The sequence below is a fragment of the Nocardioides sp. genome (genome assembly GCF_044226305.1).
Taxonomy (GTDB): domain Bacteria; phylum Actinomycetota; class Actinomycetes; order Propionibacteriales; family Nocardioidaceae; genus Nocardioides.
Genome location: NZ_JBGAHF010000024.1, coordinates 19,497 through 36,061 on the forward strand (window position 1 = coordinate 19,497; position 16,565 = coordinate 36,061).

General features: G+C 74.3%; 15 protein-coding genes. 7 read left to right on the forward strand and 8 right to left on the reverse strand.

Features of this window, described 5'->3' with window-relative positions; translation table 11 throughout:
* Window positions 1–57 precede the first annotated feature (57 nt).
* The 7 genes from ACILQ5_RS19305 to ACILQ5_RS19335 are packed head-to-tail and all read left to right on the forward strand — an operon-like array spanning window position 58 to window position 8,049.
* Window positions 58–1,464 carry a xanthine dehydrogenase small subunit gene (locus tag ACILQ5_RS19305; protein WP_395659650.1) on the forward strand — a complete coding sequence of 469 codons (1,407 nt, stop codon included), beginning with the start codon at window positions 58–60 and terminating at the stop codon, window positions 1,462–1,464.
* Entirely contained in the window at window positions 1,461–3,716 is a 2,256-nt protein-coding gene (locus ACILQ5_RS19310) for a xanthine dehydrogenase molybdopterin binding subunit (RefSeq protein ID WP_395659651.1), read from the forward strand. The genes ACILQ5_RS19305 and ACILQ5_RS19310 overlap by 4 nt, the downstream gene beginning before the upstream one ends.
* Entirely contained in the window at window positions 3,713–4,510 is a 798-nt protein-coding gene (gene xdhC, locus ACILQ5_RS19315) for a xanthine dehydrogenase accessory protein XdhC (RefSeq protein WP_395659652.1), read from the forward strand. Before ACILQ5_RS19310 ends, xdhC begins: the two co-directional genes overlap by 4 nt.
* Window positions 4,507–5,781 (forward strand): guanine deaminase, encoded by a 1,275-nt coding sequence (guaD, locus tag ACILQ5_RS19320; protein WP_395659653.1) that lies wholly within the window; start codon window positions 4,507–4,509, stop codon window positions 5,779–5,781. The genes xdhC and guaD overlap by 4 nt, the downstream gene beginning before the upstream one ends.
* Window positions 5,782–5,792: 11 nt before the next feature.
* On the forward strand, window positions 5,793–6,608 hold the full coding sequence (gene truA, locus ACILQ5_RS19325; protein ID WP_395659654.1) for a tRNA pseudouridine(38-40) synthase TruA: 816 nt from the start codon (window positions 5,793–5,795) through the stop codon (window positions 6,606–6,608).
* The gene (locus ACILQ5_RS19330) at window positions 6,601–7,200 is read left to right on the forward strand and encodes a class I SAM-dependent methyltransferase (RefSeq protein WP_395659655.1); all 600 of its coding nucleotides are present in this window, start codon (window positions 6,601–6,603) and stop codon (window positions 7,198–7,200) included. The genes truA and ACILQ5_RS19330 overlap by 8 nt, the downstream gene beginning before the upstream one ends.
* A gap of 48 nt (window positions 7,201–7,248) precedes the next feature.
* A complete protein-coding gene (locus ACILQ5_RS19335) occupies window positions 7,249–8,049 on the forward strand; it encodes a hypothetical protein (protein WP_395659656.1) in 801 nt (266 codons plus the stop codon).
* Between the two features lie 288 nt (window positions 8,050–8,337).
* On the opposite strand, the gene ACILQ5_RS19340 is transcribed toward ACILQ5_RS19335, so the two are convergent.
* The 8 genes from ACILQ5_RS19340 to ACILQ5_RS19375 are packed head-to-tail and all read right to left on the reverse strand — an operon-like array spanning window position 8,338 to window position 16,528.
* On the reverse strand, window positions 8,338–9,276 hold the full coding sequence (locus tag ACILQ5_RS19340) for an alpha/beta hydrolase (RefSeq protein ID WP_395659657.1): 939 nt from the start codon (window positions 9,274–9,276) through the stop codon (window positions 8,338–8,340).
* Window positions 9,277–9,308: 32 nt separating this feature from the next.
* On the reverse strand, window positions 9,309–10,460 hold the full coding sequence (locus ACILQ5_RS19345; RefSeq protein ID WP_395659658.1) for an acyl-CoA dehydrogenase family protein: 1,152 nt from the start codon (window positions 10,458–10,460) through the stop codon (window positions 9,309–9,311).
* The gene (locus ACILQ5_RS19350) at window positions 10,461–11,522 is read right to left on the reverse strand and encodes an acyl-CoA dehydrogenase family protein (RefSeq protein WP_395659659.1); all 1,062 of its coding nucleotides are present in this window, start codon (window positions 11,520–11,522) and stop codon (window positions 10,461–10,463) included. It lies immediately after the preceding gene.
* Window positions 11,519–12,709: an acyl-CoA dehydrogenase family protein gene (locus ACILQ5_RS19355; protein ID WP_395659660.1), complete on the reverse strand. Its 1,191-nt coding sequence runs from the start codon at window positions 12,707–12,709 to the stop codon at window positions 11,519–11,521. The genes ACILQ5_RS19350 and ACILQ5_RS19355 overlap by 4 nt, the downstream gene beginning before the upstream one ends.
* The gene (locus tag ACILQ5_RS19360) at window positions 12,702–13,940 is read right to left on the reverse strand and encodes an acyl-CoA dehydrogenase family protein (RefSeq protein ID WP_395659661.1); all 1,239 of its coding nucleotides are present in this window, start codon (window positions 13,938–13,940) and stop codon (window positions 12,702–12,704) included. Before ACILQ5_RS19360 ends, ACILQ5_RS19355 begins: the two co-directional genes overlap by 8 nt.
* Window position 13,941: 1 nt before the next feature.
* The gene (locus ACILQ5_RS19365; RefSeq protein ID WP_395659662.1) at window positions 13,942–14,970 is read right to left on the reverse strand and encodes a phosphotransferase family protein; all 1,029 of its coding nucleotides are present in this window, start codon (window positions 14,968–14,970) and stop codon (window positions 13,942–13,944) included.
* Complete coding sequence (locus tag ACILQ5_RS19370) at window positions 14,970–15,776, reverse strand: SDR family oxidoreductase (RefSeq protein WP_395659663.1); 807 nt, start codon at window positions 15,774–15,776, stop codon at window positions 14,970–14,972. Before ACILQ5_RS19370 ends, ACILQ5_RS19365 begins: the two co-directional genes overlap by 1 nt.
* Entirely contained in the window at window positions 15,776–16,528 is a 753-nt protein-coding gene (locus ACILQ5_RS19375; protein WP_395659664.1) for an SDR family oxidoreductase, read from the reverse strand. Before ACILQ5_RS19375 ends, ACILQ5_RS19370 begins: the two co-directional genes overlap by 1 nt.
* Between the last annotated feature and the right edge of the window lie 37 nt (window positions 16,529–16,565).

Sequence of the window (16,565 nt, forward strand, 5' to 3'; positions counted from 1 at the left end):
ACAACCGGCGACCGTGGTGATCCCAACCATGCGGACGTCGACGCGTGTGGAGGCGAGATGGCCGAGGTCATCGTCAACGGGACGGCCCGCACCCTGACCGGGACGCCGGTGCACCGCACGGCGCTGGACTTCCTGCGCGGGCTCGGCCTGACGGGCGCGAAGGAGGGCTGCGCCGAGGGCGAGTGCGGGGCCTGCTCGGTCCTGGTCGCGCGGCCCGACGGCGAGGGCAGTGCGTGGACGGCGATCAACGCGTGCCTGGTGCCGGCCGCGGCGCTCGACGGGCAGGAGGTCGTGACGTCCGAGGGGCTCGGTGCCCCGGGTGACCTGCACCCCGTCCAGCGGGAGCTGGCCGAGCGCGGCGGGTCGCAGTGCGGCTACTGCACGCCGGGCTTCGTGTGCAGCATGGCCGCGGAGTACTACCGCGCCGGGCGGCACGCGAACGGCCACCACGACCACGAGCACGGCCCCAACGGCTTCGACCTGCACGCGATCAGCGGCAACCTCTGCCGCTGCACCGGCTACCGCCCGATCCGGGACGCCGCCTGGGCGCTCGCCGACCCGGACGTGGCCGACCCGCTCGCCGTGCGTCGGACGCAGCCGGCGCCCGTACCGGTCGCGACCAGCCTCGCGGACCCCGACGGCGCGTTCGTCCGTCCGGCCTCGCTCGAGGACGCGCTGGCGCTCCTGGCCGAGCACCCCGACGCCACCGTGCTCGCCGGCGCCACCGACCTCGGCGTCGAGGTCAACCTGCGCGCCGCCCGCCCGGCGTACGTCGTCGCCGTCGACCGCCTGCCCGAGCTCCGCGCGGTGACCACTGACCCGGTCGAGATCGGCGCCGCCCTCAGCCTGAGCGAGGTGGAACGGGCGCTCGACGGCGCCGTCCCGCTGCTCGACCGGGTCTGGCCGCAGTTCGCCTCGCCGCTGATCCGCAACGCCGCGACGATCGGCGGCAACCTGGGCACCGCGTCGCCGATCGGCGACCTGCCGCCGGCGCTCCTCGCGCTGGAGGCCACGCTCGTCCTCGTCTCCCGCGACGGCGACCGCGAGGTGCCGATCGCCGACTACTTCACCGGCTACCGCCGGACGCTGCTCCGGCCGGGCGAGCTGGTCAGGTCGGTGCGGGTGCCGCAGCCGCTGGCCGGGCTGACCGCGTTCCACAAGGTCGCCAAGCGGAGGTACGACGACATCTCCAGCGTGGCGGTCGCCTACGCCCTCGACGTCTCCGACGGGGTCGTCACCCGAGCCCGGATCGGCCTGGGCGGCGTCGCCGCCACCCCGCTGCGGGCGCACGCCACCGAGGCCGCGCTCGAGGGCCGGCCGTGGACCGAGGCGACGGTCGACGCGGCCGCCGCGGTCCTCGCCACCGAGGGCACCCCGATGGACGACCACCGGGCGAGCGCGGCGTACCGCGCGGCGATGCTCGGCCAGTCGCTCCGCCGGCTGTGGGCGGAGGTGGCGGCATGACCGGCCCGAGCAGCACCCGCGTGCGGACCGTCGGCCTGCCGCTGCAGCACGAGAGCGCCGACCTCCACGTCACGGGAGCCGCGCTCTACACCGACGACCTGGTGCAGCGGACCCCCCACGTCCTCCACGCCCACCCCGTGCAGGCGCCGCACGCGCACGCCCGGGTCGCGCGGCTCGACCCGACGCCGGCGTACGACGTCCCCGGCGTGGTCCGCGTCCTCACCGCGGCGGACGTGCCCGGGCTCAACGACGGCGGGGTCCGGAACGACGAGCCGCTGTTCCCGGACGAGGTGATGTACCACGGACAGGCCGTCTGCTGGGTGCTCGGCGAGACCCTCGAGGCGGCCCGACGGGGCGCCGCCGCCGTCGCGGTGGACTACGACGAGCTGCCGGCGATCGTCACGATCGGGGACGCGATCGCCGCGGACAGCTTCCAGGGCGGGCAGCCGACCGTCGCCCGCGGCGACGTCGAGGCCGCCCTGGCCGGTGCGGCGCACGTCTTCAGCGGTGTCACCGAGATGGCCGGCCAGGAGCACTTCTACCTCGAGACGCACGCGTCGCTCGCGCTGGTCGACGAGGCCGGGCAGGTGTTCGTGCAGTCCAGCACCCAGCACCCCACCGAGACCCAGGAGGTCGTGGCGCACGTCCTCGGCAGGCACAGCCACGACGTCACCGTGCAGTGCCTGCGGATGGGCGGCGCCTTCGGCGGCAAGGAGATGCAGCCGCACGGGTACGCCGCCGTCGCGGCGCTGGGCGCGACGCTGACCCGTCGCCCGGTGCGGGTGCGGCTCACCCGCGCGCAGGACATGGCGATGACCGGCAAGCGGCACGGGTTCCACGCCGAGTGGCGGGTCGGGTTCGACGAGGACGGCTGCCTCCAGGCCGTCGACGCGACGCTGACCTCCGACGGCGGCTGGTCGCTCGACCTGAGCGAGCCGGTCCTGGCGCGCGCGCTGTGCCACGTCGACAACGCCTACTGGATCCCGCACGTCCGGCTGCACGGGCGGGTCGCGCAGACCCACAAGACCTCCCAGACCGCGTTCCGGGGGTTCGGGGGCCCGCAGGGGATGCTCGTGATCGAGGACGTCCTCGGCCGCTGCGCGCCGCTGCTCGGCGTGGACCCGATGGAGCTGCGCCGGCGCAACCTGTACGCCGAGGGCCAGAGCACGCCGTACGGCCAACCGGTCCGCCACGCCGAGCGCGCCGGCCTCGCGTGGGACCAGGTGGTCGCCGAGGGGCGGGTCCGCGACCGGCTCGCGGAGATCGAGGCGTTCAACGCGGCGCACCCGCACACCAAGCGGGGCCTCGCGGTGACCCCGGTGAAGTTCGGCATCGCGTTCAACTTCACCGCCTTCAACCAGGCCGGTGCGCTGGTGCACGTCTACAAGGACGGCTCGGTCCTCATCAACCACGGCGGCACCGAGATGGGCCAGGGCCTGCACACCAAGATGATCCAGGTGGCGGCCACCGCGCTCGGCGTGCCGCTCGACCGGGTGCGGCTGGCGCCCACCCGCACCGACAAGGTGCCCAACACCTCGGCCACGGCCGCGAGCTCCAGCAGCGACCTCAACGGCGGGGCGATCCAGGACGCCTGCGACCAGATCCTCGCCCGGCTCGAGGGCGTCCCCGGCGACACCTGGGAGGAGCGGGTCCGCGCCGCGTACTTCCAGCGGGTCCAGCTCTGGGCGGCCGGCTTCTACCGGACCGAGGGGCTGCACTGGGACCCGGCGACGATGTCCGGCCACCCGTTCAAGTACTTCGCGTACGGCGCGGCCGCGGCCGAGGTCGAGGTCGACGGGTTCACCGGCGCCTACACCACGCGGCGCGTCGACATCGTCCACGACGTGGGCGACAGCCTGTCCCCGCTGGTCGACCTCGGCCAGATCGAGGGCGGGTTCGTGCAGGGCGCCGGCTGGCTGACCCTGGAGGACCTGCGCTGGGACGACCAGGACGGCCGGCTGCTCACCGGCTCGGCGAGCACCTACAAGCTGCCGAGCCTCAGCGAGATGCCGCTCGACCTCCGGGTCACGCTGCTGCCGCACGCGCACGAGGACGGCGTCGTGCACGGCTCGAAGGCCGTGGGCGAGCCGCCGCTGATGCTCGCCTTCTCGGTGCGGGAGGCGCTGCGCCAGGCGGCCGCCGCGTTCGGCCCGCCGGGCACCAGCGTCGAGCTCGCGTCGCCCGCCACGCCGGAGGCGGTCTACTGGGCGCTCGAGAGGGCCCGCTCCGCCGCCCAGGTGACGGTCCCATGAGCTGGGTCGGCGCGGTGGCGCGGCTGCGCCGGGAGCGGGTGCCCGGGGTCCTGGTCACCGTGGTGTCCGTTCGCGGCCACGCGCCGCGCGACGCCGGCGCGAAGATGGTCGTCTCCGCCGACGCGACGTGGGGCACGGTCGGTGGCGGCAACCTCGAGGAGACCGCGGTCGCCCGCGCCCGGGCGCTGCTGGACGCCGCCGCGCCGGAGACGATGACCGTCGCGCTGAGCGACAAGGCGCGCACCGAGCACGGCCGCCAGTGCTGCGGGGGCGAGGTGACGCTGCTGCTGGAGCCGCTGCCCGTCGTCCCCGCCGTCGCCGTGTTCGGCGTCGGCCACGTCGGGCTCGAGCTGGCCCGGCTGCTGGCCCGGCACGACCTCGAGCTGCACCTGGTCGACTCCCGTCGTGACCAGCTGGCCGACGAGCGGCTGGCGTGCCTGGCCGACGCGACCGCTGCGGTGCACGTCCACCACGCGCCGGTGCCGGAGCTGGTCCTCGGGTCGGTGCCCCGCGGCACCCACGTCCTGGTGATGACCCACGACCACGCGGAGGACTTCGCGATCTGCGACGCTGCGCTGCGGTGCGGGCACCTCGGTCCGGTCGGGCTGATCGGGTCGGCGGCGAAGTGGGCGCGGTTCCGCTCCGGGCTGCTCGTCGAGGGCCACCCCCCGGAGGCGGTCGACGCGATCACCTGCCCGATCGGCGACCCCTCGATCCCGGGCAAGGAGCCCGCGGTCGTCGCGCTCTCCGTGGCCGGCGCCCTGCTGCGCGAGGTCGCGCCGGTGCGTCGATGACGCTGGTCCGGGCCCGGGTGATGGACACCCCGGACGACCCGTTCGCCGGCGGGTCGCTGCGGCACGACGACGACGGCGGGCTGCTGGTCACCGACGGCGTGGTCACGGCCCGCGGGGCCTACGACCGGCTGCGGTCGGCGTACCCCCACGAGGAGGTGCTCGACCTGCGCGCGGGCGTGCTGCTGCCCGGGTTCGTCGACACCCACGTCCACTACCCCCAGGTGCGGGTGATCGGGTCGCTCGGCCTGCCGCTGCTGGAGTGGCTCGACCGCCGCGCGCTCCCGGAGGAGTGCCGGCTCGCCGAGCCGTCGTACGCCGCGCAGGTCGCGCGCGAGTTCGTCGACGGGCTGGTGTCCGCCGGCACGACCTCCGCGCTGGTCTTCGGCGCGCACTTCGCGCCGGCCGTGGACGCGCTGCTCGAGGAGGTCGCCCGGCGTGGGCCCCGGGTCACCGCCGGCCTGGTCGTCAGCGACCGCGGGCTGCCGGAGCCGCTGCTCACGACGCCGGAGCGCGCGTACGACGAGTCGCGGGCGCTCGCCCAGCGGTGGCACGGCCACGGCCGCGTCCGCTACGCCGTGACGCCGCGCTTCTCCTACTCCACCACCGAGGCCACCCTCGACGCCTGCGCGGCGGTGCTCAAGGACGAGCCCGGCACCTGGTTCACCTCGCACGTCAACGAGAACCCCGCCGAGGTCGCGGCGGTGAACGACCTGTTCCGCGACGCCCTGCACTACGTCGGCACCTACGACGCGCACGGCCTGCTCAGCGAGCGGTCCGTGCTCGCCCACAACGTGCACACCACCGACGACGAGCTCACGCTGCTGGCCGGCCGGGGCGCCGCGGTCGCGCACTGCCCGACCAGCAACTCGGCCCTCGGCAGCGGGCTGTTCCCGCTGCGGCGGCACGTCGAGCGCGGCGTGCGCGTCGCGCTCGGCTCGGACGTCGGCGCGGGCACCGGCTTCTCGCTGCTGAAGGAGGGGCTGCAGGCGTCGTTCATGCAGGCGCTGCTCGGCCCCGACGGCCTGCCGCTGACCCCGGCGCACCTGCTGTTCCTCGCCACCCGGGCCGGCGCGCTCGCCCTCGGCCTCGACGTCGGAGACCTCTCCGAGGGCCGGCCGTTCGACGCGGTCTGGATCCGCCCCGAGCCCGGCGACCCGCTCGACGTCGGCATGCGGAACGCCGCCTCGCCGGACGACGCGCTCGCGAAGGTGTTCGCGCTGGGGACGCCCGCCGACGTCGGCGGTGTCTGGGTCGCGGGGGAGCGCCTCTAGGATCGGGTCCCGTGCGGCTCCGCCTCGACCTCGCCTACGACGGCACCGACTTCCACGGCTGGGCCGCGCAGCCGGGCCTGCGGACCGTCCAGGGCGAGCTGGTCACCGCGCTGGAGACCGTGCTGCGGACCTCGGGTGTCGAGGTGGTCTGCGCCGGACGCACGGATGCCGGGGTCCACGCCAGAGGCCAGGTCGTGCACCTCGACCTCGCCGACGGGGTCGCGCCGGACCCGTTCGACCCGGACCGGCTGGTCCGCCGGCTCAACGGCATCCTGCCGCCGGACGTCCGGGTGCGCCGGGCGGCCGAGGCGTCGCCGTACTTCGACGCGCGCTTCGGCGCGCTGTGGCGGCGCTACGCCTACCGGATCGCCGACCGCCCCGAGACCCTCGACCCGCTCGCGCGCGGGCACGTGCTGACCTGGCCGCGACCGCTCGACGTGGACGCGATGAACGCCGCGTCGCAGCTGCTGCTCGGCGAGCACGACTTCGCGTCGTTCTGCAAGCGGCGGGAGGGGGCCACGACGATCCGCACGCTGCAGGAGCTGTCGTGGGAGCGCGACAGCCGGGGGCTCGTGGTCGGGCGGGTGCGCGCCGACGCCTTCTGCCACAGCATGGTGCGCGCGCTGGTCGGCTGCCTGATCGCCGTCGGCGAGGGTCGCCGGCCGGTCGCCTGGGCGGGTGAGATCCTGCGCGCCGAGGTCCGTGACCCGTCGGTGGCCGTCGTCCACCCGCACGGGCTGGTCCTCGAGGAGGTCGCCTACCCGCCCGACGCGGAGCTGGAGGCGCGGGCGGCGCAGACCCGGACCAAGCGGGTGTCCCATGAGTGAGGACCACTACTTCACCGCCGACCCCGCGGCGCCGTTCAAGCGGGAGACCTTCACCTGCCAGGTGTGGGGCCGCGACCTGACGTTGGTGAGCGGCTCCGGGGTCTTCAGCCGTGGCCACCTCGACCACGCGACCGCGGTGCTGTTCCGTGAGACGGAACCGCCGGCGGCCGGCCGGGTCCTCGACCTCGGCTGCGGGTACGGCGTCATCGGTCTCGCGATCGCTCGCGCCGTCCCCGGTGCCGCGGTGACCGGGGTCGACGTCAACGAGCGGGCCCTGCTCCTGGCGCGCGAGAACGCCGACGCCCTCGGCCTCGCGGACCGCTTCACCGCTTGCGCCCCCGACGCGGTCCCCGCGGACGCGACGTACGACGAGATCTGGTCGAACCCGCCGATCCGGATCGGCAAGGCCGCGCTGCACGAGCTGCTGCTGACCTGGCTGCCCCGGCTCGCGCCCGGCGGCCGCGCGGTGATGGTGGTCGGCAAGAACCTGGGTGCCGACTCCCTGCAGCGCTGGCTCACCGAGCAGGGCTGGCCGACGTCGCGGCTGGCGAGCGCCAAGGGGTTCCGGGTGCTGGAGACGCGCCGCGGGTGAACCCGGCTGGCCCCGGGGACGGGAACGGGCTGGCCTAGGCTCCTGCTCGTGAGCTCTCGGGAACCTGCTCCGCTGTCGGCCGCTGCGCCGACCCCGCCCGCCGTGCGCGAGCCGCGCTGGGCGCTGACCCGGTGGGTCGGCTGGGCGCTGCTGGCCTGCTACGCCGCGCTGCTGGTCACCGGCGTGGTGGCCGGCGAGCGGCCGGCGTCGTACGACGACCTGCGGTTCGCCGTGGCCCGGGGTGACGTGGACGAGGTGACGGTGACCGGGGGCGTCGCGGGGTCCTACCGGGGCTCGGCGACCGTCGAGGTGCACTGGCGCGACGGTGTCGCCGGTCGCGTCGCCGAGGTGGTCGAGGTCCACCCGGCGCCGCGGAGCCCCACCACGTCGACCGGGACTCCCCGTGTCCGCAGCGTCGAGGAGGACCTCGCCTCGATCGACCGGCGGGTCCAGGTGACCCGTCAGCAGGGCGAGGGCGGCTGGGCGGAGGTGCGCGGCTGGCGGCTCCCGGGCTGGGCGGGCCTGCTCACGGCGTTCGTCTGGCTCGCCACGTTCTTCCTGGTCGTCGCCGGGCCGCCACCGTGGCGCGCGAACCGGTGGGCCTGGTTCTGGGGTCTGGCCCTCGCTGCGCCGGTCGGCATCCCGGCCTACCTCCTGCTGGGCGGTCCGACCGGCCTCGCCCGACCGGTCGTCGGCGGGTCGCGGGTGCGCGGTGGCTGGGGCTTCGTACTCGCGCTGGTCGCCGGCGCGGCGTTCGGTGCCGTCGGGGACCTCGCTGGGGTTCTGACCGCCCGCGGCCGCGTCCCGGACGTCATGCGAAGGGGCTGCCGGGGCGACCGGGTCGGATGACGTCCCCGGGGCTGGGCGTGGGGCGTCATGCGAAGGGGCTGCCGGGGCGACCGGGTCGTATGACGTCCCCAGAGTGAGCCGGGGGCCGGCGTGGGGCGTCATACGAAGGGGCTGCCGGGGCGACCGGGTCGGATGACGTCCCCGGGGGTCGGCGCGGGGCGTCATACGAAGGGGCTACCGGGGCGACCGGCTCGTATGACGTCCCGGGGCTGGCGCGGGGCGTCATGCGAAGGGGCTGCCGGGGCGACCGGCTCGGATGACGTCCCCCGTGAGCCGGGGGACGAACCCTCAGCCGTGCAGCACCTTGCGGAACAGTGCGACGGTCTGCTCGACGGCGGCCTGGGCGGCGGGGGAGTGCCGGCCCATGTCGGCGAAGCCGTGGATCATGCCGTCGAAGGTGCGGACCTCCACCGGGACGCCGGCGGCGGAGAGCGCCTCGGCGTAGGCGAGGCCGTCGTCGCGGAGCGGGTCGAGCTCGGCGACCACGACGACGGCCGGGGCCAGCCCGTCGAGCCGACCGCGCAGGGGCGAGAGGCGGGGATCGCTCTTGTCGACGTCGGTGAGCTGACCGACGTACTGCTCGTCGAACCAGATCATCGTGGCCAGGTCGAGGAAGTAGCCCTCGGCGTTCTCGTGGTGCGAGGCGTAGGAGCCGGCCATGTCGGTGACCGGGTAGATCAGCAGCTGGCCGGCGAGCGGCACGCCCTCGTCGCGCATCGCCTGGGCGACCACGGCCGAGATGTTCCCGCCGGCGCTGTCGCCCGCGACGGCGAGCCGGTCGTCGCCCCCGAGCGTGGAGAGCGAGGACGCCGCCCAGCGGGTCGCGGCCACGGCGTCCTCGACGCCGGCCGGCCACGGGTGCTCGGGTGCGAGCCGGTAGTCGACGGACACGACGACCGCGTCGCAGCCGGTCGCGAGCGTGCGGGCGGTCAGGTCGTGGGTGTCGAGGTCGCCGATGACGAAGCCACCGCCGTGGAACATCACGATCGTCGGCAGCGGCCCCTCCGCGACCGGACGGTAGACCCGCGCCTGCCGCGGACCGTCGCCACCCGGCACCGTGATGTCCTCGACCGAGGCGACCTGCGGCAGCGAGGCGGGGTCGCGCAGGTCCACGGTCAGCATCCGGAACCCGTGCCGGGCCTGCTCGGGGGTGCTCTCGGACATCGGCGGGTTGCCGGCGGCGGCGATCAGCTCGAGCAGGCCGGCGAGGTGCGGGTCGATGGGCACGGAGGTCTCCTGGCGGTGGGGATCGGGGTGGGTCAGACGAAGGCGTTGACGCCGGTCTCGGCGCGCCCGATGAGCAGCTTCTGGATCTGCGAGGTGCCTTCGTAGAGCGTCATCACCCGGGCGTCGCGCAGGTACTTCTCGGCCGGGTACTCGTCGACGTACCCGGCGCCGCCGTACACCTGGATCGCGTTGTTGGCGGCCCGGACCGCAGCCTCGGAGGCGAACAGCTTGGCCTTCGAGGCGGCGGTGCGGAACGGCTCGCCGCGGTCGATGAGGTCGGCGCACCGCCACACCAGGAGGCGGGCGGCGTCCGCGTCGACGGACATGTCGGAGATCAGCTCCTGCACCAGCTGGAACGACGCGAGCGGCCGGCCGAACTGGGTGCGCGAGGTCGCGTAGGACACCGAGCTCTCCAGGCAGGCCTGGACGAGGCCGACGCAGCCGGCGGCGACGGAGACCCGCCCCTTGTCGAGGGTGGTCATCGCGATCTTGAAGCCCTGGCCCTCCTCGCCGAGCCGGGCCGAGACCGGCACCCGTACGTCGGAGAGGAACAGCTCGGCGGTGGCCTGACCGCGCAGCCCGAGCTTGCCCTTGATCTCGCGGGCCTCGAAGCCGGGTGCGTCGGTCGGGACCAGGAACGCCGTCACGCCCCTCGGCCCGTCGTCGCTGGTGCGCGCGAACACGAGCGCCACGTCGGCCCAGGTGCCGTTGGTGATGAACAGCTTCTGGCCGTTGATGACGTAGTCGTCGCCGTCGCGGCGGGCGCGGGAGGTGAGGTTGCCGGCGTCGGAGCCGGTGTCGGGCTCGGTGAGGCCGAAGCACCCCAGCACCGTGCCGGCCGCGATCCGCGGCAGCCACTCCTGCTTCTGCTGCTCGGTGCCGAACCCCAGCACGGACTTGCCGAAGAGGCCGTTGGAGACCGACACGATGCCGCGCAGGGCCGAGTCCGCCCGTCCGAGCTCCTCCATGCCGAGCACGTAGGTCAGGTAGTCGCCGCCGAGGCCGCCGTACTCCTCGGGGATGGTCAGCCCGAAGAAGCCGATCTCGGCCATCTTCGGGATGATCGCGAGGTCGACCTGCTCGTCGCGGTCCCACCGGGTGCGGTGCGGCACCGCCTCGCGGTCGAGGAAGTCGCGCGCGAGGTCGCGGAACGCCTGCTGCTCCTCGGTCAGGGTCAGGTCCATCTATGCCTCCGGTCCGGGCAGGTCGATCAGGGTGGCGAGCTGCTGGCGGTGTGCCTCGGGCGTGCCGAGCAGCAGCTCGTCGGCCTTGGCCCGCTTGAGGTGCAGGTGCGCGGGATGCTCCCAGGTCATGCCGATCCCACCGTGCAGCTGGATCGCCTCCTCGGCGGCGTGCGTGGCGACCTCGCCGCAGAACGACGCGGCCACGGCGACCGCCACGGGTACGTCGGGGTCGTCGGTCGCGAGCGTGGCGGCGGCGTACCGCGCCGCGGCGTCGGCCTGCTCGACCTGGGCGTAGAGGTCGGCGAGCCGGTGCTTGAGGGCCTGGAACCCGCCGACGACCCGGCCGAACTGCCGGCGCTCCTTGAGGTAGGCGATGGTCGTCTCCAACGCCCACCGCGCCACCCCGACCTGCTCGGCCGCGAGCAGCCCGGCGCCGGTGAGCAGGGCCCGGTCGATCGCCGCCGACGCGTCGGAGGACACCAGCGTCCGCTCGGCACCCTCCCACGAGACCTCCGCGAGCGGCCGGGTCATGTCGAGCGAGGGGACCGGCGTGACGCTCGCGCCGCGCACGGCGTACAGCGCGTCGCCGTCGGGCAGGAGCAGCACGTCCGCGGGCAGGCCCACGGCGGTGAGGGCCGCGGTCCCGAGGCCCCCCTGGTGACGGAGCGCCGTCGGGCGCACCACCAGGGCCGCGGTCTGCTCGCCGGACGCGAGCGAGGGGAGGATCTCGGTGTCGCCGAGGGCGACCAGGACCGTCGTCGCGACGACGCTCGAGGTGAGGAACGGCGAGGGCGCGGCCGCCCGCCCGAGCTCCTCGAGCACCGCGGCGGCCTCGCGGGCCGAGGCGCCCGCGCCACCGAGGGTCTCGGGCACGAGCAGGCCGGGCAGGCCGAGCTCGACGAAGGACGCCCACAGCGGTGTGGTGACGTCGTCGGTGCCGTCGTAGAGGTCGTTGACCCGCTCGGGCGGGGCGTGGCGGGCGAGGACCGCGCGGACCGAGGCGCGCAGGTCCTGCTCGACGTCGTCGGCGAGCAGTTCGACGCTCGCGGGAGAGGTGGTCATCGGGGGAGGTCCTTCCACGGCACGTCCTTGTCGACGCGGTGCTCGGTGGGCAGGCCGAGGACCCGCTCGGCGACCACGTTGCGCAGCACCTCGGAGGTGCCGCCCTCGATCGAGTTGCCCTTGGCGCGCAGGTAGCGGAAGCCGGCGTCACGGCCGAAGAAGTCGGTCAGCTCCGGTCGGCGCATCGACCAGTCGGCGAACCGCAGGCCGTCGTCGCCCAGCAGGTCGACCTCGAGCGCCGACATCTCCTGGTTGATGTGCGCGAAGGAGAGCTTCATCGCCGCACCCTCGGGGCCGGGTACGCCGGCGGCCAGCTTCTGCCGCAGCCGGGTGGCCGTGACGCGGGCGACCTCGGTCTCGATCCAGCCGCGCAGCAGCCGGTCGTGCGTGGCCGGCGTGCGCAGCTCGGGCCGCTCGCGCCAGGTGCTGGCGACGTTCATGACCATCCCGAACTCGCGGGGGAACGCTCCGCCGCCGATCGCGACCCGCTCGTTGGAGAGGGTGGCGCTCGCGACCTTCCAGCCGTCGCCGACCTCACCGAGCCGGTCGCTGTCGGGGATGCGGGCGTCGGTCAGGAAGACCTCGTTGAACTCGGCCTCGCCGGTGATCTGCCGCAGCGGCCGGACCTCGACCCCGGGGTCGTGCATGTCGAGCATGAAGTACGAGAGGCCCGCGTGCTTGGGCTGGTCGGGGTCGGTGCGCACCACGATGATCGCGCGGTCGGCGATGTGCGCCGACGACGTCCACACCTTCTGGCCGTTGACGATCCAGGTGTCGCCGTCGAGGACCGCACGGGTCGCGAGCCCCGCGAGGTCCGAGCCGGCGCCGGGCTCGGAGAACAGCTGGCACCAGACCTCCTCGCCGCACCACAGCGGCCGGAGGTAGCGGCGCTTCTGCTCCTCGGTGCCGAACGCGAGGATCGTGGGGGCGGCCATCCCCAGGCCGATGCCGATCCGCCGCGGGTTGTTGTCCGGGGCACCCGCGGCGTAGAGCGCCTTCTCGACGACCGGCTGCATCCCGCGCGGCAGGCCGAGGCCGCCGAGCCCCTCCGGGAAGTGCACCCACGCCAGGCCGGCGTCGAAGCGCGCGTGCAGGAAGTCGAGCCGGTCCGTGGTGGCCGGGGGGTGCTCGGCGAGCAGCGCGTCGACCCGGCCGCGGAGCGCCGCCTCGTCGACCGGCTCAGCCATCGGTGGACCCCGCGCCGTGCCGGGCGATCTCCGCCTTGGCGAGCGAGTTCTTGTGGACCTCGTCGGGGCCGTCGGCGAACCGCAGGGTCCGGATCTGGGCGTAGGCCCAGGCCAGCGGGAAGTCCTGCGAGAGGCCGCCGCCGCCGTGCACCTGGATCGCCTTGTCGAGGATCCACTGCACGGTGCGCGGCGTCGCGATCTTGATGGCCTGGATCTCGGTGTGCGCGCCGCGGTTGCCGACGGTGTCCATCAGCCACGCGGTCTTGAGCACCAGCAGGCGCAGCTGCTCGATGCGCACCCGGGACTCCGCGATCCAGTCGCGGACCACGCCCTGGTTGGCCAACGGCCGACCGAACGCCACCCGGCTGGTGGCTCGCTGGCACATCAGCTCGATCGCGACCTCGGCGATGCCGATCGCCCGCATGCAGTGGTGGATGCGGCCCGGCCCGAGCCGGGCCTGGGCGATCGCGAAGCCGGTGCCCTCCTCGCCGATCAGGTTCGACACCGGGACCCGGACGTCGGTGAACCGCAGCTCGGCGTGTCCGCCGTGCTCGTGGTCGTCGTACCCGAAGACCTCCATGCCGCGGACGGCCTCGACGCCCGGGGTGTCGCGCGGCACCAGCACCATGCTCTGCTGGCGGTGCCGGGACGCCGTGGGGTCGGTCTTGCCCATCAGGATGAAGATCTCGGCGTGCGGGTTCATCGCGCCGGTGATCCACCACTTGCGACCGTTGATGACGTACTCGTCGCCGTCGCGCTCGATGCGGGTCTCGATGTTGGTGGCGTCGGAGGAGGCGACGTCCGGCTCGGTCATCGCGAACGCCGAGCGGATCTCACCGCGCAGCAGCGGCTGGAGCCAGCGCTCCTTCTGCTCGTCGTTGCCGAAGAGCGAGAGCACCTCCATGTTGCCGGTGTCCGGCGCCGCGCAGTTGAGGGCCGGGGGCGCGAGGTGGCCGCAGCGTCCGGTGATCTCGGCGAGCGGGGCGTACTGGAGGTTGGTGAGGCCGGGGGAGTCGGCGTGCTCCTCGGGGAGGAAGAGGTTCCAGAGGCCGAGCTCCTGCGCCTCGGCCTGGAGCTGGCCCAGGATCGGCGCCTCGGTCCACGCCCACCGGTTCTCGAGCTGCCCGAGCTGGTCGTGGAACGTGGGTGCGGAGGGCACGATCCGGTCCGCCATGAAGGTGAGCAGGCTCTGCCGCAGCGACTCGGTGCGCGCGTCCAGTGCGAAGTCCATGTCAGTCCTCTCCCAGGGCTTCCAGCCCCTTGGTGATCAATGGGTCGAAGCCGGCGCCGATCTGGTCGAACCCCTCGCCGACCGTCGCGCCCTGCAGGAACCGGAAGTGGATCCCCTCCAGGATCACGGCGAGCTTGAAGTAGGCGAGCGCGAGGTGGAACCCCATGTCCCCGAGGTCGCGGCCGCGGGTGGCGGCGTACCTCGCGAGGTGCTCCTCGGCGCTCGGGTAGCCCGGCGCCGAGCTGACGTCGGAGACCAGCCCGGCCGCCGGCAGCGACGACAGGGTGTCGTAGACGAGCAGCAGCGCGAGGTCGGTCCGGACGTCGCCGAGGGTGGCCATCTCCCAGTCGACGACCGCCTTGACGTGGTCGTCGGCGCCGGTGAGCAGGTTGTCGAGGCGGTAGTCGCCGTGCACGATCCCGACCCAGGTGCTGTCGTCCTCGGGGACCCGCGCGGTCAGCCGGCGGTGGAGCTCCTCGGCCTGCGGCCGGTCGGTGGTCCTCGACCCCTCGAGCTGCTTGCCCCAGCGCCGCACCTGGCGCTCGAGGAAGCCGGCCGAACGGCCGAACTCCTCCAGCCCGACCGCGGCGGGGTCGACGGAGTGCAGGGTCGCCAGGACGTCGACCATCTCGGTCGCGATCGCCGCCGTGCGCTCGGGGCCGAGCGCGGCGAGCTGCTCCGAGGAGCGGTACGCCGTGCCCTCGACCCGCTCCATCACGTAGAACGGGGCGCCGATCACGTCGGGGTCCTGGCACAGCGCGTAGGTCACCGGCACCGGCACCGGCGTCGGGACCAGCGCCGACATCGCGGTGTACTCCCGGCCCATGTCGTGGGCGGTCGCCTGCACGTGCGCCAGCGGCGGTCGCCGCACGATCCACCACGAGGTGCCGTCGGTGACCTGGTAGGTGAGGTTCGACCGGCCACCGGCGATCACCGCGCCGGAGAGGTCGCCGCCGATCTCGCCGGGCCGCTGCGCGTCGTACCAGGCCCGGAACGCGGCCAGGTCGAGCCCGGGTGTGGGGTCGCCCATCAGTGCTGCCCTCCCATCGCTCCGCTCTCGTCGAGCTTCTGCTGTAGCCGCCCCATGCCGGCCAACCAGCGGTCGGTGTCGGTGGCGCGCGCGACGTAGTAGTCCGCGATGACCGGGTGCGGCAGCACCAGGAACCGGCCCTCCTCGATCGCGACCACGACGGCCTCGGCGACATCCTCCGGCTCGAGCGCGCCGTCGCGGCTCAGCAGGTCCTTGAGCGGGCCGGCCGCGTCGAGCATCGCGGTGCGCACGCCCTGCGGGCAGATCGCGTGCACGTCGATCCCGCGGTAGCCGTAGGTCACCGACAGCCACTCGGCGAAGCCGACCGCGGCGTGCTTGGTCACGGAGTACGGCGCGCTGCCGATCATCGTGAGCAGCCCGGCCGCCGACGCCGTGACGACGAACCGGCCGCCCTGCCCGTCCGCCAGCCAGCGCGGCACGAGCTCGCGGGCGGCGCGGACGTGGGCCATCACGTTGACGTCGACGACCCGCTCCCACACGTCGTCGGGAGCCTGGAGGCTGTCGAAGCCCCAGGCGCCGTCGACGCCGGCGTTGGCGAAGTAGACGTCGACCCGGCCCAGCGCCTCGGTGGCCGCCTCGACCAGCGCGGTGACGCCCTCGGTGGAGGAGGCGTCGCCCGGCACCGCCGTGCCGCCGGCCTCGGCCGCCACGGCGCGGGCGTTGTCGGCGTCCAGGTCGTTGACGACGACCCGCGCGCCCTCCTGCACGGCGCGGAGCGCGAGCGCGCGGCCGATGCCGCGGCCGGCGCCGGTGACGACGACCCCCTTGCCGGCCAGTGCCCCCATCAGTGGCCGCCCGCCAGGGTGATCCCGCCGTCGAGGGTGATGGTCTGGCCGGTCACCCAGGAGGCGTCGTCGGAGAGCAGGAACGCGACAGCGCTGGCGACGTCGTCGGGAACCCCGAGCCGCTTGAGGGGGTACTTCGACGCGACCTCCTCCTCGCGGCCCTCGTAGAGCAGCGAGGCGAAGGCGGTCTTGACGACGGCCGGGGCCACCGCGTTCACGCGGACCGTCGGGCCGAGCTCGACGGCCAGCGACTCGGTGAGGCTGATCAGCATCGCCTTCGAGGCGCCGTACATCGCGATCATCGGGGCGGGCGTGACGCCGGAGACCGACGAGATGTTGACGACGGAGCCGCCGTGCTCGCCCATCCACGCGTGGTAGGCGGCCTGGGTCCAGCCCAGCGCGCCGAGGGCGTTGACCTCGACGATCTTGCGGGCGGCGCCGAGGTCGAGGTCGACCAGCGGGCCCGCGACCGGGTTGATGCCGGCGTTGTTGACCAGCAGGTCCAGGCTGCCGAAGGTCTCGACGGTGCGGCGTACGGCGTCGAGGCGGTGGTCGGGGTCGTCGGCCTTGCCCGCGACACCGAGCGCGCGGCTCGGGCCGCCGAGCGAGACCACTGCGTCGGCGAGCGCCTCGGGCTTGCGCGCGGTGACGCAGACCTGGACCCCCTCCTCGACCAGGCGGTGGGCGATGCCCAACCCGATGCCACGGCTCGCGCCCGTGACGAGCGCGACCTTGCCGGAGAGTCCCTGCACGCTGCTCCTCCTGCTGCTGGACGGACGGGGGCCTTGC

Excerpts from the sequence above, each read along its gene's own strand:
- ACILQ5_RS19310 (WP_395659651.1), top strand. The coding sequence starts at position 1,461 with ATGACCGGCCCGAGCAGCACCCGCGTGCGGACCGTCGGCCTGCCGCTG.
- ACILQ5_RS19365 (WP_395659662.1), bottom strand. The coding sequence starts at position 14,970 with ATGGGCGACCCCACACCCGGGCTCGACCTGGCCGCGTTCCGGGCCTGG.
- ACILQ5_RS19360 (WP_395659661.1), bottom strand. The coding sequence starts at position 13,940 with ATGGACTTCGCACTGGACGCGCGCACCGAGTCGCTGCGGCAGAGCCTG.
- ACILQ5_RS19345 (WP_395659658.1), bottom strand. The coding sequence starts at position 10,460 with ATGGACCTGACCCTGACCGAGGAGCAGCAGGCGTTCCGCGACCTCGCG.
- xdhC (WP_395659652.1), top strand. The coding sequence starts at position 3,713 with ATGAGCTGGGTCGGCGCGGTGGCGCGGCTGCGCCGGGAGCGGGTGCCC.
- ACILQ5_RS19350 (WP_395659659.1), bottom strand. The coding sequence starts at position 11,522 with ATGACCACCTCTCCCGCGAGCGTCGAACTGCTCGCCGACGACGTCGAG.
- ACILQ5_RS19330 (WP_395659655.1), top strand. The coding sequence starts at position 6,601 with ATGAGTGAGGACCACTACTTCACCGCCGACCCCGCGGCGCCGTTCAAG.
- ACILQ5_RS19355 (WP_395659660.1), bottom strand. The coding sequence starts at position 12,709 with ATGGCTGAGCCGGTCGACGAGGCGGCGCTCCGCGGCCGGGTCGACGCG.
- ACILQ5_RS19305 (WP_395659650.1), top strand. The coding sequence starts at position 58 with ATGGCCGAGGTCATCGTCAACGGGACGGCCCGCACCCTGACCGGGACG.
- guaD (WP_395659653.1), top strand. The coding sequence starts at position 4,507 with ATGACGCTGGTCCGGGCCCGGGTGATGGACACCCCGGACGACCCGTTC.
- ACILQ5_RS19370 (WP_395659663.1), bottom strand. The coding sequence starts at position 15,776 with ATGGGGGCACTGGCCGGCAAGGGGGTCGTCGTCACCGGCGCCGGCCGC.